We start from the raw sequence: 15,835 nt of genomic DNA, 5'->3' as shown, positions 1-15,835 counted from the left end.
CCTTCGTCACGAGCGCCTGATCAGGATGCCCGTGAGGGAAGCTGTCCGCGCCAGTTCTGCGCGATAATCGGCGGTGCAATGGCTGCCGCAAGGCATTAATAGGGAATATGGTGAGGCGACTGCCAAGGCCATAGCTGTGCCCGCAACTGTAAGCGCGAAGTCCGACATCATGAAGCCACTGGGCAACCGGGAAGGCGACGCCGGACGAGGATGCGTAAGCCAGGAGACCTGCCGCGCCCGGGACGCAAACGCGCCCGGCTCAAGCTACCCGTACCGGGTGGTTCAACTGGCATGCGAGGAATTCATGCAACAGCGCTACCTTTCCCATCTTTTCGACGACGGTCCACATGCGCTACGCAGCAAGGTCATCGGGATCCTTTCGCTGCTCGTCGCAGCTAACATTGGTATCTGGATCTGGGCGCTGACCGCGCTACATGGCCGGCCGGCGCTGATCGGCACGGCGTTGCTCGCCTATACGTTCGGCTTGCGTCACGCGGTCGACGCCGACCACATTGCAGCGATCGACAACACCACGCGAAAGCTGATGCAGGGTGGCAAACGGCCGGTTGCCGTGGGGTTTTTCTTTTCCCTGGGCCACTCCACGATCGTCATCGCGCTGTCGATTGCCGTTGCGTTCGCGGCCGTTACGCTGAAAGCACGCTTCGAAGACATTAAAGCGATCGGCGGCATTATCAGCACCTCCGTCTCAGCAGGTTTCCTGCTGGTGCTGGCAATTGTGAACGTGATGATTCTCGTGTCGGTCGTAAAGACTTTTCGCCGTGTGCAACGAGGCGAGCGCCTTGTGGAAGAAGATCTCGACATGCTGCTCAACAAGCGCGGCATCCTTTCGCGAATCTTTCGCCCGCTGTTCCGGCTCGTCTCGCGTAGCTGGCATATGTATCCGATCGGCTTCCTGTTCGGGCTGGGCTTCGATACCGCCACGGAAGTCGCGCTATTCGGCATTTCAGCCGCTCAGGCCGCCAACGGCATGTCGCTCGCGACGATCCTGATTTTCCCGGCGCTTTTCACCGCTGGCATGTGCCTGATCGATACCGCCGACGGTGTGCTGATGCTCGGCGCCTATGGCTGGGCGTTCATGAAGCCGATCCGCAAGCTGTACTACAACATCACCATCACGTTCGTGTCGGTAGTCGTGGCCATGTTGATCGGCGGCATCGAAGCGCTGGCGCTGATCGCTGACAAACTGGACCTGAAGGGCGGTTTCTGGGAACTCGTCGGCACCGCGTCGGACAATTTCGGCTTGCTCGGCTACGCGGTAATTGGCGTCTTCGTCGTCAGCTGGTTGGCCTCTGTACTTTTCTACAAGCTCAGGCGCTACGACGATTTGCCTGTCAATATCGGCTGATCGAGAATGTTCGGACGCGTTGATGGTCCGAGGCAAAGTGCGGCCGATCGGCACCATATGATGGCGTGCGAAGCGCTCGTGGATATTGGCTGAGAACGTGTCCACGGCTTCGACAGCCAGCGATCACTCGCACGACAATGACGGTCCCGGAAGAGCCTGAACGTGTCGGGCATTGGGCATTGAACGGATGCGCTTCTGACACCAGCCGATTGAGGCGCGCACCCGCATCGAAGCCGGAATTACGGCACACCACGACAACTCGGGTCTTTGTGCCCTGAATGTCTCGTTATGGTTGGGGTTCGGCCGCTCCTTCTTCGCGGTTAAGTGACTGCTGAGGGTCGACACGGGTCCTTGCTTCTTGTTGGATGATCGCGCGGCGGATCAACACTCAGGCGGCAGGCCGATCGTCAGTATTATTCCTTTGTCGTTTTCGGTTGTTGAGGTTGATGCTGCGGGTCAGGTCCGCGTTGCGTCGGAGCCCTTGTACATGCGTCCGGGGGCGATACATAGCGCACGTCGTCGCAGCAGCACGCATAGACCGGAAATCCGTACACGTTCGTGCGGATGATAGTCGTTGGCCCGTGCAGCGGGCACACCGCTTTCATGGCGCCTCCTGAGACTCACCTATGAACTGTCTATGGTACCCGCGGCCCGTCACTTCGACACGGCCAAACACCGGTTCGCGCGTGCGGCAGCTGGTTTTCCCGAGCGACGGTGCGCGGCCAACTCCAGCCGTTCGCCATGGCGCCTGCCCGGACTATCGAACGTCGGCTTTACTCATTAGCTGCCCGTCTGAGCCGGTGACTATGTTTTACCGAGGCAGTTTCTCGGGACACTTCGTGCAAGTAAAGAGCCGAGCACGAATATCTGCGCCGCTTCGCCCGCGACGCACTATGAGTTGTCCCGTGCATTCTGTCGGGAGGCGCCTTCGAGACGAGGGCTACCATTCTCGCCCGCAGACGCCTTCGCAGGTATGGTCCACGCCCTGGAGCGATTGCGCGAACGTTCGCAAGATATGCCAACTCCGAGGAGCGCAACTGAGTAAATTAACGTATAGCCAAATCCGCCCAGCATGAAGCAACAAGACGCCAATGCGGCTGGCGTAAGAATCCAGCGCTGATAACCGCGCGCGATCTTGAAGAAGCAGTAGATGCAGACGAGGTAAAGCACAAGGAAGTTCTGATTCGCAAGTAGCACGAGAACAGTAAGATGAACATGAAAGAACGCTACGGCGAGGAGAACGCCGAAGAAGCACGCGGTCAGCAGGAGTAACGCATTGCGCGGCACACCACGTTTATCGAGTTCGGCGAAGAGCGGGGGAAGGAGACCGCTGCGTGCGGCGGCGTAGTACAAGCGACTCGCGCCAAAGATCCACGCGTTCGCAGTGGCCAGGATCACCACCAGCGTGACCACGAATAGGGCCATGCGCCGGTCTGGAGAAACCAGGTGTGCCAGACCTTCTGTGGTGTTGACTCGAGAAGTCCCGATGGAAGCGCCGTTCACGGTTGCTGCCAGGATGAAATACAGTCCGATCACCACAAGGAAGGACAGGAAATACGCTCGGCTGATGGACGTTTTCGGATCCTTGAATTCCTCGAGTCCGAATGAAACATTTTCCCATCCAAGAAACGCCCAAAAGACCAATGCGACTGCCTTCCACAGCCTTCGTAGATCTATATCCGCCCAGTGCGGACTTATCCAGAGTTCGACACCGGATCGAAGATCGGATGTGTGCATCGCACCGAGTAATAACACGGTGGCTGTGATCATGACGAGTGAGACCGTGTTCACAAGCGCAGCGGCACGGACGCCGCTCAGATTGATGCAGATCGGGCCGACCAGGAAAGCTATCGATAGCGGGAGCAGCATCGTACGATCGATTCCGAAGACAACCAGCGCGTAGCTAGCGCCGATCATCGCCTGAGCGGGAAGGACGAGTGGCAAGGTCCCGCATAAGACGGCGGCCACAGCATATTCGCCAGGTCGTCCAAGCGCCGCCTCGGCATACCGAGACAGGCCTCCGGCGGAAGCATATCGGGTGCCCAGAACGGAGAATATGCACAGTAGCGGGAAGCATAAAATCGCGCAGGTGAGCCAGGCAATCGCTGCTATTTGTGGCGAACTGATTTGCAATGCCAAGCCGGGAAGTCCAAAGAGGCCCGAGCCGACTACCATGCCGACGGCAAGAACAGTGCCTGTGAATACTGAGATCTGACAGCGCAGGTTATTCATATTGTTCCTTGCGGGCGCTTAGTGCCCGGTTGCCGCCGCGAAGCACGAATACCGGATTCGCGATATCGCGCCGATGAGCGCAATGCGATTGCCATTTGTTCGCAGGTTCGCGAATAGCACGCTTCCCTGGGCCGCTCGATTGCGGCGTTTTAACGCTAAAAAAATGGCGGATCGGGTGTAGTGACTTGCCTATACTTCCGGACGCAAGTCCGATCCGAAACTCCCATTTTGGGGGGATGACGATGACAAGAACCGAGAGCGTTTATGCGGCAATTCAGCACATTTACGAGGCGATGCTTTCACCCGACGAGTGGGAACTTGCTTTAGCGAGCATGACCACTGCAGTCGGCGCAAGCAGAGGCTTGTTGGTAGCGACCCAACATGGTGCGGCGACGCTTTCGGTGTCTACCGGATTCGATCCGACACGCGGGCGCCCAACTCGCGTTCGTTCTGACTAAAAGTAGCTGAGTTCATCGCCCGATTTACCCCCAGCGCTGGGGGTTTAATTGATAGCGACGCACAAATTTGAATTCTTACTTCTGGGATATTCGCCAGCGGGCATACGGCCACGCGGCAAGTCGTGGAATGAATCCGCCGGGGCCGCCGATTGATGTTGTCTACGGGGTACGCACGCCATGTCGAGGACTTCAAGCACAAAGCTCGGAGCACACATTCGGCACGTGTGCGCACTGAAATTTCACAGCGCGACCATCATTCCGTCCGTTGTGGCTGCCACGCGTGAAATCGTCGGTGCCGATTTTGGTCACTTTATGTGGTCGGACGAGAGATTCGCGATATCGAGCGTCTATAGCGAAATAGATGAAGCCTACAAAACCTTGGGCGCATATGAGCACCTGCGCCGTACGGGTCATGTGAGTCAGCTTATCGGTGACTTTTCAGAGTGGATGAGCCTGAGTTGCGGCTTCACGAACTCCGACCACCTCGGTCCTGCGCTCGAACGGAGTGCTTTCTATGGGGAAGTGCTATCACCTACCGGAGGCCGACATTTCATCAACGTTGTTGCGCGGCACGGTGCACGGGGCTGGGGATCTTTGATTCTCGTTCGCGAAAAAGGGCGGCGCCCTTTCACGGATGCCGAATATCGACTTGTCGACGCTTTTAGCAGGCATATTGGGAACGCAGTTCGCCATGGCAGCGACAGTGATGGCCCGTTTGCGGATGGAGCGAGGTCTGGGATACTTGTCGCGGATTGGAATGGCCGCATTCGGCACCAAAGTCGTTTTGCCTACAGACTAATGCTTGAATCCATTGACCGAACATGTTCCACAGGTATAGGAGATGACAATCTACCTTCAGAACTCGCTTCGGTGGTTCGAAGCTTGCGTGCGATCGAACGCGGCTTAGCGGTCGGCCCGGCAGTCAAAGAGATCACCAATAGATGGGGACGGTTCACCTGGAGCGCTTACCCGTTGAATGACCTTGGCTGTGTTCTTCACTGTCAGCACCAGGAGCCGATCCTGTTGCAGGCGTTACGTGCGGCGCGGAGCGCGGGGCTAAGCGACCGCAAGCAGATTGTCGCCGCGCGCCTGGTTTGCGGCTCAAGCTACCACTGCATCGCCTGTTTGCTGGATGTGAAGGAAAGTACCGTCGTGGACTGCGTGAGAAACGTCTATTGGCAACTTGGCGTGAGTTCCGTGAGCGAACTCCGGCAACGGCTTCTCAATAAAGTAGCCGCGTCTGAGGTGCGTTGAGAGACGAAAGGCGCGACCGGCACAAACACTTTCGTCAAGTGAGCAACAGATCGTCCACCAGAGACCGTACCTAGCGCATCGGGCGAGCCAAGTGCCCCGTCCACGAGTGTCGATGGACGCCGTCCATCGGGCATCCACTGCCGTTCGGCGGGCAGCGGTTGAACTGGCCGGGACCTGACGGGCGAGTTGTGCACCGTTCTTATGCAAAGCTTCACCTTTAGGCCGAAGAAGCAACACACACTCTGTCGTGGCGATTGAAAGGCCGCTAGTCGCGCTGAGCCGCCTTCTGAATGTCTTAGCGACGTTCCGAGCCAATGTCCCATCATGGCCGAGAGCACCAGTTCCGTGAACGTTCTACAGAGCTGACGTTGGAGTCGTCAATGCCAGCTCTCCGGCGAGGTGGCTGAACGCGTCCTGCCGGCCAGTTTCTGCCGCTCGCCGACTCACTCAGAGCGACATCCAGCTGTCCTCTTCGCTCAAACAGCGGACGCCCGACCAAACGGGCTCGCCGCGTCACGGCCCAAGCCGTCACTGCACTGAGCGCTCCCATCGACCGCTGCGAGTCCTTCCGATACCGGCCAAAGGCTTTCGGGGCCGAGGAGGGTTGTCAGTTTGAGATGACTGGTCATATAATCGCCGGCATGAATGCTCGCCGCACGGAAGATTTCCACGAAAAACTGCTTAACGCAGGTGTCACCCTGTTTGCCGAAAAGGGCTTTCACGGCACCGGCGTGAAGGATATCGTCGATCGCGCAGGGGTCCCCAAGGGCTCGTTCTACAACTACTTCGCAAGCAAGGAAGCATTTGGCGCAGCGATCCTCCGGCACTATGCGGACGAACAGGCAGCCGAGTGGGAGCAGTATTCACGCACTGCGGATTCGCCGGACCCGTTGCTGGCGCTTCGCACCATCTATGAGCGGATCGTCGCCGACTACGAGGCTTGCGAAGACCGTTGCGGCTGCCTGCTCGGCAATTTCGCCGGCGAAATTGCGCAGTCGAGCGAGCTTTGCCGGGATACCGCGCGTCACACAGTCGACGAATGGCGCGTCGGCTTTGCCGACTATCTTCGCCGCGGCCAGGACTTCGGTTCAGTGCGACGTGACCTGCCCGCAGATGCAATGGCCGACTTCTTCTGGAACGCATGGGAAGGCAGCCTGTTGCGAATGAAGCTGGAAGACTCCATTGAGCCTCTGAAGGCCTGCATGCGCTTGATGTTCGATATAACTTTTAAACCCGTACCCTAGCGGGGTGGTCCGCATCACTCGTCTATGCTGTGCCCGGTCGCGTTCTTTGACTTCCGGTTGAGACGACCGGTCATTTTGTTGCAGCCAAAAAGGAATCCCATGCAGAACTTCACCTTCCACAATCCGACCAGGATCATTTTCGGCGAAGGCCAGATCGACGCGCTTGACGCTGAAGTGCCGCGCGACGCACGCGTGCTGATCACGTGCGGCGGCGGAAGCATCAAGCACAATGGTGTGCTCGCGCAAGTGCAGGCGGCGCTCGGTGAGCGCGCATGGTTCGTTTTCGGCGGCATCGAACCGAACCCGACCTACGAAACGCTGATGCAAGCCGTAGAACTGGCACGCGAAAAGAACATCGACTTCTTGCTCGCGGTGGGCGGCGGCTCCGTGATCGACGGCACGAAGTTCATCGCGGCGGCGCTGAAGTTCGACGGTGAGCCGTGGGACATCCTGGCGAAGCAAGCCAAGGTGACTGACGCGATGCCGTTTGGCAGCGTGCTGACGCTGCCCGCGACCGGTTCGGAAATGAACAACGGTGGCGTGATCAGTTACCGGGCGAAAGGCGACAAGCTCCCGTTTCGCAGTGAGGCGACCTATCCCCGCTTTTCCGTCCTCGACCCGACGACCACCTACTCGTTGCCGCCGCGGCAAATCGCGAACGGCGTGGTCGATGCGTTCGTCCATATCGTCGAGCAATACCTGACCTACCCCGTTGGCGCACAAGTGCAGGACCGGTTTGCCGAAGGGCTCCTCGCCACGCTGATCGAAGTCGGTCCGAAAGCCCTCGCCGAGCCGCTCAACTACGAGGTGCGGGCAAATCTGATGTGGACCGCAACCCTGGCGCTCAACGGCCTGATCGGCGCCGGCGTGCCGCAGGACTGGGCGACGCACATGCTCGGTCACGAGATCACCGCGTTGCACGGCCTCGATCACGCACAAACGCTTGCGATCGTCCTGCCTGCGATGCTGACGGCACGCCGCGCGCAGAAGCACGCGAAGTTGCTGCAGTACGCCGAACGCGTATGGAACATCACTGAGGGCAGCGAGGAAGAACGCGTGACCGCGGCGATCGCCGCCACGCGCGGGTTCTTCGAGCGGATGACGGTCCCAACGCGACTGCGCGATTACGACATAGGCGGCGACTCAATCGAGACGCTGATCGCGAAACTGCAGGAGCACGGCATGACCGCATTGGGGGAACACGGTGACGTCACGCCCGAAGTCAGCCGCCACGTGTATGAACTTGCGGTTTAGGCGAGCAAACAGGAGTCATCCAATGAGGTTCACCGGCTTGCTTGTGCTCGCGTGCGCTGCGTTCGTCGGTGTTTCCGGCATTGCGCTTGCCGACGACGGCCCGCTTGCACCCCGGCAGGTCCCCGCGAAGACCCTGCCAGTGCCGACCGATGTCAGCCCTGAATTGCAAAAGCTCATCGCGGCGCCATTGAACCCCTCCTGGAATGTCCTATGGACGACGGGCGAGCAATGGAGAGCCGCTGCCAGCGCGCAGGCTGCCAAGGCCATGCAAACGCTTCCGGCCATGCGGGAACGCCTCGGCGTTACAGTGCAGCCCTTGACGATGAACGGGGTGAGAGTGTACGTCGTGACGCCCGCCGTCATTCCGCCCGAACACCGCGACAAGGTACTCATTCACATTCATGGCGGCTGCTACGAACTGTACCCTGGCGAGTCGGGTACGAGCGAGGCCGTCATCATGGCGGGCCTTGGGCACTACAAAGTGATTTCGGTCGACTACCGTATGCCGCCCGAAGGTTACTTTCCCGCAGCGCTCGACGACGTCGAGACGGTGTACAAGGCGGTACTACGGACGAACGATCCGGAGGACGTGGGCGTTTTCGGGACCTCGGCCGGTGGTGCTCTGGTACTCGAACTGATGCTGCGCGCGAAGCAGGAAGGGCTGCGAATGCCTGGTGCGATAGCACCCGGTACGCCCATGTCGGACCTCACGAGGACCGGGGATTCGTTCTACACGAACGAAAAGGTGGACAACGTCCTGGTTTCGCGCGATGGATTCTGCGATGCCGCGGCGGTTGTCTACGCGCACGGTCATGATCTGAAGGACCCGCTGCTGTCACCTGTCTACGGAGATATGCATGGCTTTCCGCCGGCGATCCTGACCACGGGGACACGGGACCTGCTGCTGAGCAACACGGTCCGTGTGCACCGGAAGCTTCGGGAGGCGGGTGTCGATGCGCAACTCGAGGTTTTCGACGGCATGTCGCACGCTCAATACCAGGTCGATGACCGTGTGCCGGAGACCAAGGAGGCGTTCGGAGAAATCACCGCATTTTTCGACAAGCATCTCGGCCATTGATGCGGCATCTTTACTATTGTGTTTCCAACCCCCGTCTCGGAGTAGAGAAAAAATGCAGCAACACACCATTGGAACGTCGAACCTTCGAATCGCACCGCTCGTCTTTGGCGGCAACGTCTTCGGCTGGACGGCCGATGAGCGAACGTCGTTTTCCATCCTCGACGCCTTCGTCGACCTTGGCTTGAACTTCGTTGATACCGCCGACAGCTACTCGCACTGGGCCGAGGGCAATCAGGGGGGCGAGTCCGAAACCATCATCGGCAAGTGGTTCAGGCAAAGCGGCAAGCGCGACAAGATCGTGCTTGCGACCAAGGTCGGCATGTGGAAGAAGCGGCCGGGGCTGTCGGCGGCCAACATCGAGGCAGCCGTCAACGAGTCGCTGCGCCGGTTGCAGACCGATTACATCGACGTCTATTTCTCCCACATCGACGACGACAAGACGCCGTTCGAAGAGACGCTCGGCGCATATCAGAGGCTGATCGAGGCGGGCAAAGTGCGCGTGATCGGAGCGTCGAACTTCAGCGGCGAGCGGCTCGAGGCAGCACTGAAGGTATCAAAGGAATCGGGATTGCCGGCGTATCAGGTTCTTCAGCCGGAGTACAACCTTTACGATCGGAAGGGCTACGAAACCGATCTCGAGCCGGTCGTGCAGACCCACGAATTGGCGGTGGTTACTTTCTTCAGCCTGGCGAGCGGTTTCCTGAGCGGAAAATACCGTTCGAAGGCTGACGCGGCGAAGGGTGCGCGCAGCGCGCTCGTGGACAAGTATTTTAACGACCGCGGGTTGCGGATCGTCGATGCTCTTGTTGAAGTCGCGAAGCGCAACGACACGACACCTGCAACGGTGGCGCTCGCCTGGATCATCGCGCGGCCGAGCGTGACGGCGCCGATTGCCAGTGCGACGTCGGTGGAGCAACTGAAAGGGTTGGCTGCAGCAACTCACTTGCAGCTTTCTTCCGAAGACATGAAGCTGCTCGACGAAGCCAGCGCACCGGCGCAATAACCGGGTAGTGTCCGATGGCTGGGGGCTCGCGCGAACTGACTGGATAACAGGCACTTTATGCGAGATCCCAGGCCAGCTATCCCGGCATTCGCAGTTGAGTTCCGGCGAGTTTGTGGAAAGACAGAAAGCTGGCCGTCAACAGCGTGCTACCGATATACCGACGGCGAGTGGAAAGTGCCAGTCCGCATAAGGCATAACCTGCGGCGGAATCCAGACCGAAAGCGCGGGCGGGACATGCACGCGACTCAGACGCGAGGTCGCAACTCCGACTAGCAGAAGCACGCCCTCGGCGCTCGCGGGACAGGTGCATATGTTTCTGCCCGCTGTCAGCCAGATGGCCGAACGACTGTTGCACCCCGAAAGCTGTCGTAGAGGGGATGCCGGCTTCTATGTCCGGAATGGGTCGGGAGTGTGAGTTCGCTGATGCAGAAAGCTGCCGCTCGGCCGCTCGATGCTGCCACTGTCGGCAATCCGTCGCACTGCCGACGTACAACCACGTCCTCTCCAACGTCGGCTCTGGCCGAGTTGCGCGCGTAGCGCGTCCGTCAGGTTCCGGAACATCGCGGCCGCTTTAGGGTAGCCCGTCGGAAATGTGTCACAGCTTCGCCAGGAAATGGAGAACTTTCGTGCGACGCCGCCGGCCAACCGTTTGCTCTTGTCGAGGAATCCCTCGATGGGTCGCGAGAAAGACGGCAATACCGGTTTCCGGTTCGCAATGAGGCGCGCCAGCACGCACCGCCGGTTGTCGAGTTTCGTCGTGAGCGGACAGTCGACGCGTTCCCCACGGCCATATCGAAGCCACGGGGCCGCGCTTTTCTCCTCGCTACCCCGATCACGCCTGTTCTTTCGTGACGTGTGAAAGAATACGCCTATTCTGAAACCCGCCGTTACGCAATCTGACGGGCAAAACAGCCTCTGTTCGTGAAGACAGGACGAAGCTTGCAACGGGGGGCATCCTCATGGGGCAGTATGGAGCCAAGGCGATCCTCTCAACGAACGGCGAACCCCGGCAATCAATTGCCTTTTCACTGGTTGCGGACGGCGTCCTCAGTCTGGGTCGTCGACGTGCCTCGTCGTCGGCTGACGCCCGAACGTACCGCGGCATGGTGCAGAATTCGGTGATAGGTCATTGCGCCATAGCCTCAACCGCGCTCATGGTGTCACGCAGCTGCGTGACACCCAATTCGATGCGGGTCGTCCGGTTTGACGCCCCGTTCAGAACAACGATGCCTGACGCGGATCACGCGCGGGCGGTCGCGAGGCGTTAGCCGCCTTGCGACTGCGCGCGGACCCGCGCCGCTGGGCGACACGGCGTAAATGCGCGATCAGGGACACGGTCTGCATGCCCGCCGTAAGCGTGAGTGCAAAGTGTCCGATGTGTCCCGGCGCACCCGGGCGACAGGCGCGCAGCGACGGCCGCAGCGAAAGGCGTCGGGCGCGGGCGATCAACTGGCTGCGGCTCATACCGGGCCAGCAATCCGCGACGAACTGGCGGGCGGTGGCGGGCAGTGACTCGGGGGCGACGTCGCCGGGCAACGCCAGGGCAACGAGTTCAAATGCATCAGCCATCGTGGAACACTCTCCTCCTCCAACGTCGTGCGAAGCAGGCCGGCGAACATTTCTGCCTGTGGGTTCGCGAACCCGTATCTGCTATCCGGTTCGGATCTTGCCACAAGTCGCGATATGAATAGCGCCGCTATCTATGCCTGATCATTCACTACGGTCTGCACCACCGCCTTGATGTTGCAGGAGGCGCCGATGCCTGCAAACGCTTCGTGACTCTGTGAACGACAAACCACCGCGCTCGATCACAGCAACAAGATCGAAGCTCTACTCAGAATCGTCATCTGACCGGGACGTCGCGACGGTGGCAGCCCGCCATCTGGCGAACGCATGTGTCGGGACGCACGAACTCTGAAAGTTACAATCCACAAAAGGTGAGCTAGAATCAGGTGCATTCTTCACCAAAGGATCGCTCACCATGCAAATGCAAAGCTGGGTAGGAACGATCGAGCGCGAATGGCATCAGTTGCGCCGCGCTGACCCTACCCTCGACGTCGAAAAGTTTTCCCGTCACGTCATTGCAGCAAACAAGACTGGCTTCCTGTCAGCCGAGTCGATCGCCGCCATCGCAAATGCTCTTCTCACCAGCACGCTCAGTCGCGCGCCGGACCTGGGCCGCTGGCTACTGGAGCGCATCGGCACGAACCGGCATCCGGCCTGGCGAATGGCAATGGCCATTTCTCTCGTCACACCAACGGGAGGCGAGGCGGACCTTGAGAAGGGTAATGTGATTTTCGAAGATGTGATGAAGGATGAGACCGCGGACGGTCATCTTCGCGGCATGGCCGCCGCCGCGCTGGCCGACAGCGCCCGACTCGGGCGCGGCATGCAGGCCGACGTGAGCCACGCGCTCTCGCTTTACGAGCAGGCCATCAAACTGGGGCACAAGGCCTCAGCTCACAATCTCGGGCTGTTCTGGGAGGGCGCGTGGGGTGCAGAAGACAGTAGCGGTATGCCGGACCGCACGAAGGCTATACAAAGTTATCGACGCGGTGGAGATGACATGCGTTGCCAACGCCGTCTGGCAGCGCTGCGGTGAAGCAGCCCCACCGCCTGCGAGACGAGCCGGAGGACGAGGTTAAGAGGTGAAAACGCGTCGAGTTGGCCGCACCTATGCGCCGGCAGGCAAACTGGTGCCGCGTCTGTCGGCGCCCGGACTGAAGCGTTCAGATCCATACGTAGTCAGAACCTCACGCTCCGCCGGGCGCCTTCGTGATGACACAGGCAGTGTCACTATCGGCGGCCTCTCCCCTTGGGACTTGCGTCAGGGATTGGCGACATCCGGCACTCGACAGACTCTCCCGTCAATGGATACGCCGACGTTACGGAGAAGAGACTCCTCCTGATGCGAGGGCGCGCATGGTCTGAACGCAGGTCTGCGCGAAATGAAAGGTGACGGAATCTCGGCGTCAATCGGAGAGCGGGCTTTCCTGATCGATACCAGCGATACGATTCAGCGAGGCGCGTGTGAGCTTCCCTGGCGCTTCGGATGTCGGCAGGCAAATACGTCACCGACGGTATGAGCGCAAATAATGCCTGGCAGTTTGAACGATTCCGGCTTGGAAAAATCCAACTGCGCTTTTGCGCGGCTTACCGTGCAAGTGACCCATCCCCTGACCGCGGACGGATCAACCGCCGGCGGGCGCATTTACGCTGAATGTGCGAGAGCCGGCGAATCAATCTTCCATCGCCTGCCGGATATTTGGAGGTGTCCCGTGATCGGCACAAGGGAGACTATGCGATGCCTCACAGGTCGAGCGCAATCAGACTGAGACTGGAAGATGCGGACGTGGGCGCAGTATCGCGTTGTGGCCCGGCTCCCGCGTGTATTTTCGCGGCAGACCGTCGTAGACGCGCCAAATGCCAGCATCGCCTCATTTATAATTCAAAAGTCAGCACGCCAATCATCGCAGGAGCCCTACTTTATGAGTCAACCCCGCGGACGATATGCGGGATCTCGGGACAGCGGCCAGCGCCAGCCTCGTCACCCAAAAAAATCTCCGTCCACCCGGCCGAGACAACCGTACGTCAATGCACCTGCCCGGGACTCCGCCCAGACGGCCTCCATTTTCAAGACACGGTCGTTCCAGTTTCTGGTCGATACGGTGGGCGCAGAGAATATCGCCCTGGGACTGGGATCGAACATGGCGCGGGTGGCCGAACTGATGAAGGGCGAAAGGTTCACGCCCGAGACCGCCTTTCACATGGAAACCACGCTTGGGTTGCCTCACGGCTTTTTTGACCAGCCCAATCCAGCGCTTGCGGCCGAAACCATCGCCCGCCTGAAATCACCGCTCGACTTCATTCAAACCGACGACGAACCGGAAGCAGTGTTGAAAAAACCTGAACCGGATTTCGCCCTGAGCGGCGACCAGCAACCCTATCCTGAAACCAGTTTGTCCGAGGAAGCGCAAATGCCGAAGAAAGCAACGGGCGGGTCGCCCAAGGCCGTCAGGAATGGTCGAAACCGGATGGCCGGACAGCCCTCCCCTCGTGCGCCGCAAAAAGGCTCACCCCCGAAAACCAGGACGTCTCCCGGAATAACGCAACAGCAAGCGCTGGCGCTGGACGACAGCGCCGCAGTTGAGAACATCCGGCGCGCCAACCTCCACGTTCTCACGGGTCGCAACGGATCGAAAGCAAGACTGGGTGTAGTCATGGCGATGAGCGGATCCAACATGGCCCATCGGCTATATGGCAAGAAACGCATGGACGGTGTCGAAGCAAACCGTTTCACGGAGCAACTTGGTTTGCCAACTGGCTGGCTGGATACGCCGCGCGCCGAAGCCGACATTCCGGAGTCGGTGTCACGTTTGCTCACGCCCGCTTCGCGCGGCCGTGCTTCCGTTGAACAGAACGAGCCGCACGCGGCCGCGGCGAAGGATGGCGTGCCAGCGAAGCATGCCGATGCGAAGGCGCGCACGGAGCGCGCACGAGCGGGCGTCCGGATCGAGCCGGAAAGCGCCTCACCCGTTTCGGCCGAGATCGCAGCAGAGAAACAACCGGTAGCCGTCAGCCAGCAGGATCATGACAGTGACGCTCCGGGGGTGCCTGTGGGGCGCTCAGCAGAAGAAGGTGATGGCGAGGCGCTGGCAGCCACACTGGCAAGCCTTGAGTCGCTTCCAGCCGCTGAAACCCCGCCGCAATCCCCCATCCCGCTCACTGCTTCCGTGACCAGCCTTGAGAATCTGCAAGGTATCGCGCCGATCGCGGAAGCGTTGATCAAGACGCTGGCAGGTAAGGCGCGCACGGGTCGACTGGACGAACTGAAGGCGCTCCAGCTTTTGCAGCAGGCAGTCCTCTTGTGAGTCGGCGGTAGCGTGCTACGACAGATTCTGCAATGACGCGTGAAGCGCATCGGGATAGCTGGCCCCGGTGCGCGAAGAATCGCCCTGTTCCTGAACGACGGTGGAGCGTAGCTCAATGGTCGAGATATTGCCTTAGCTGGTCGACCCGACCCGGGAGCATCCGTTTTCACACCGCCCTGCTTTCGATCTGCCGGATCCGTCCGCGTGCCAGGTCGAGCTTTGTGCCCTGCTCCTCGAACGTATGGTCGAACGCTGTTTTTAGCGCGGAACGCGTCCGGAGCACCTGCGCTTACGCGGCAAAAGTGCATCGAGCGCCTCATCGATCGCGACAAACGTAGAAAACATGCTCGCCGCACTCCGAGATGAAGACGGCCATCAACGATCAGGTATCCTGACTTTATACCTACAGTCTTTTCGCGCTGTCCCGACAAAGGTTGCTATGAAAGTTGCTCCGGATCTGCGTCTGGAACAGGCGAGCTGGCAGTGCCGGCGAGGAATTGCCGGAGGCGGTGTTCTGCGCTGATTATTTTGTGCAGGGGTGCGGTGGCAAGTTGCGCATCGCGCAAAGCCAGCAGGCTCTCAAAAACGGGAACAGCGTCTTCAGCGAGCACCCACTCGTTTGCTGCATGGGCCAGTTCCAGGGCGGCCTCCACGGCATGTTCCGCAGTCTTGAAGCGTCGGACCGGTTCGTTTCCGTAACCGTCCTCCTGGAGAAACCATGCGAGGTACACGGTTCGCATCAGTTCATTAAACAGGTGCCCGTTGCCATGACCGTCGCGGCAGGCAACAAGCGCAAGATGGGAGGTCAACGATTGCTCCCGAACCGACGCCTGAACCATCGGCAATAACATCGCTTTTGTGAGGTGTTTTCGTGGTCGCGAAACACCTGCCCCGCCTCGCCTTGAACTCATGTCGTCTGAAAATGTATGTGTGACAGTGCGACTATTCTAACGAGGTCTTCTCCGCGATCGGCGATTCTGGCGTCGCGAGTCTCTCGCCTTCCGTCTTCTCTCCGCGATAGTCCGTGCTACCCGAGCAGACCTTATCCGGGGGACGACGCTGGCGTAATGCGGTG

General features: G+C 59.8%; 12 protein-coding genes and 1 riboswitch. Of the genes, 8 read left to right on the top strand and 4 right to left on the bottom strand.

Features of this window, described 5'->3' with window-relative positions; translation table 11 throughout:
• Positions 1 to 62: 62 nt before the first annotated feature.
• Positions 63 to 251, top strand: a riboswitch (cobalamin riboswitch).
• Positions 252 to 304: 53 nt separating this feature from the next.
• On the top strand, positions 305 to 1,366 hold the full coding sequence (locus B0G69_RS40180) for a HoxN/HupN/NixA family nickel/cobalt transporter (protein ID WP_121325536.1): 1,062 nt from the start codon (positions 305 to 307) through the stop codon (positions 1,364 to 1,366).
• Between the two features lie 891 nt (positions 1,367 to 2,257).
• Here B0G69_RS40180 and B0G69_RS40170 read toward each other — a convergent pair.
• Positions 2,258 to 3,598 (bottom strand): APC family permease, encoded by a 1,341-nt coding sequence (locus B0G69_RS40170; RefSeq protein WP_121325534.1) that lies wholly within the window; start codon positions 3,596 to 3,598, stop codon positions 2,258 to 2,260.
• 680 nt (positions 3,599 to 4,278) lie between these two features.
• Here B0G69_RS40170 and B0G69_RS40920 point away from each other — a divergent pair.
• The 5 genes from B0G69_RS40920 to B0G69_RS40145 all read left to right on the top strand — a co-directional run bounded on the left by B0G69_RS40920 (position 4,279) and on the right by B0G69_RS40145 (position 9,889).
• Positions 4,279 to 5,310 (top strand): hypothetical protein, encoded by a 1,032-nt coding sequence (locus B0G69_RS40920; protein ID WP_147440852.1) that lies wholly within the window; start codon positions 4,279 to 4,281, stop codon positions 5,308 to 5,310.
• Between the two features lie 641 nt (positions 5,311 to 5,951).
• Positions 5,952 to 6,554 (top strand): TetR/AcrR family transcriptional regulator, encoded by a 603-nt coding sequence (locus tag B0G69_RS40160; protein ID WP_121325674.1) that lies wholly within the window; start codon positions 5,952 to 5,954, stop codon positions 6,552 to 6,554.
• A gap of 99 nt (positions 6,555 to 6,653) precedes the next feature.
• A complete protein-coding gene (gene yqhD / locus B0G69_RS40155; RefSeq protein ID WP_121325532.1) occupies positions 6,654 to 7,808 on the top strand; it encodes an alcohol dehydrogenase in 1,155 nt (384 codons plus the stop codon).
• Between the two features lie 22 nt (positions 7,809 to 7,830).
• Complete coding sequence (locus tag B0G69_RS40150) at positions 7,831 to 8,886, top strand: alpha/beta hydrolase (protein ID WP_121325531.1); 1,056 nt, start codon at positions 7,831 to 7,833, stop codon at positions 8,884 to 8,886.
• A gap of 52 nt (positions 8,887 to 8,938) precedes the next feature.
• The gene (locus B0G69_RS40145) at positions 8,939 to 9,889 is read left to right on the top strand and encodes an aldo/keto reductase (RefSeq protein ID WP_121325530.1); all 951 of its coding nucleotides are present in this window, start codon (positions 8,939 to 8,941) and stop codon (positions 9,887 to 9,889) included.
• Between the two features lie 1,215 nt (positions 9,890 to 11,104).
• Here the strand turns inward: B0G69_RS40145 and B0G69_RS40140 are convergent.
• Positions 11,105 to 11,458, bottom strand: coding sequence for a hypothetical protein (locus B0G69_RS40140; RefSeq protein WP_121325529.1), 354 nt, complete (start codon positions 11,456 to 11,458; stop codon positions 11,105 to 11,107).
• Between the two features lie 412 nt (positions 11,459 to 11,870).
• On the opposite strand from B0G69_RS40140, the gene B0G69_RS40135 reads away from it, so the two are divergent.
• Both B0G69_RS40135 and B0G69_RS40130 read left to right on the top strand, forming a co-directional pair.
• On the top strand, positions 11,871 to 12,491 hold the full coding sequence (locus B0G69_RS40135; RefSeq protein ID WP_121325528.1) for a sel1 repeat family protein: 621 nt from the start codon (positions 11,871 to 11,873) through the stop codon (positions 12,489 to 12,491).
• Between the two features lie 886 nt (positions 12,492 to 13,377).
• On the top strand, positions 13,378 to 14,760 hold the full coding sequence (locus tag B0G69_RS40130; protein ID WP_121325527.1) for a hypothetical protein: 1,383 nt from the start codon (positions 13,378 to 13,380) through the stop codon (positions 14,758 to 14,760).
• A 166-nt stretch (positions 14,761 to 14,926) separates the two neighbouring features.
• On the opposite strand, the gene B0G69_RS40125 is transcribed toward B0G69_RS40130, so the two are convergent.
• Positions 14,927 to 15,043 carry a sigma factor-like helix-turn-helix DNA-binding protein gene (locus B0G69_RS40125; protein ID WP_121325526.1) on the bottom strand — a complete coding sequence of 39 codons (117 nt, stop codon included), beginning with the start codon at positions 15,041 to 15,043 and terminating at the stop codon, positions 14,927 to 14,929.
• A 154-nt stretch (positions 15,044 to 15,197) separates the two neighbouring features.
• The gene (locus B0G69_RS40120; RefSeq protein WP_241991755.1) at positions 15,198 to 15,569 is read right to left on the bottom strand and encodes a hypothetical protein; all 372 of its coding nucleotides are present in this window, start codon (positions 15,567 to 15,569) and stop codon (positions 15,198 to 15,200) included.
• Positions 15,570 to 15,835: the final 266 nt, after the last annotated feature.

This window comes from Paraburkholderia sp. RAU2J, from assembly GCF_003634845.1.
GTDB classification, from domain to species: Bacteria; Pseudomonadota; Gammaproteobacteria; order Burkholderiales; family Burkholderiaceae; genus Paraburkholderia; species Paraburkholderia fynbosensis.
Note: the sequence above shows the minus strand (reverse complement) of the source record. Positions and strands in the feature narration are given on the sequence as shown.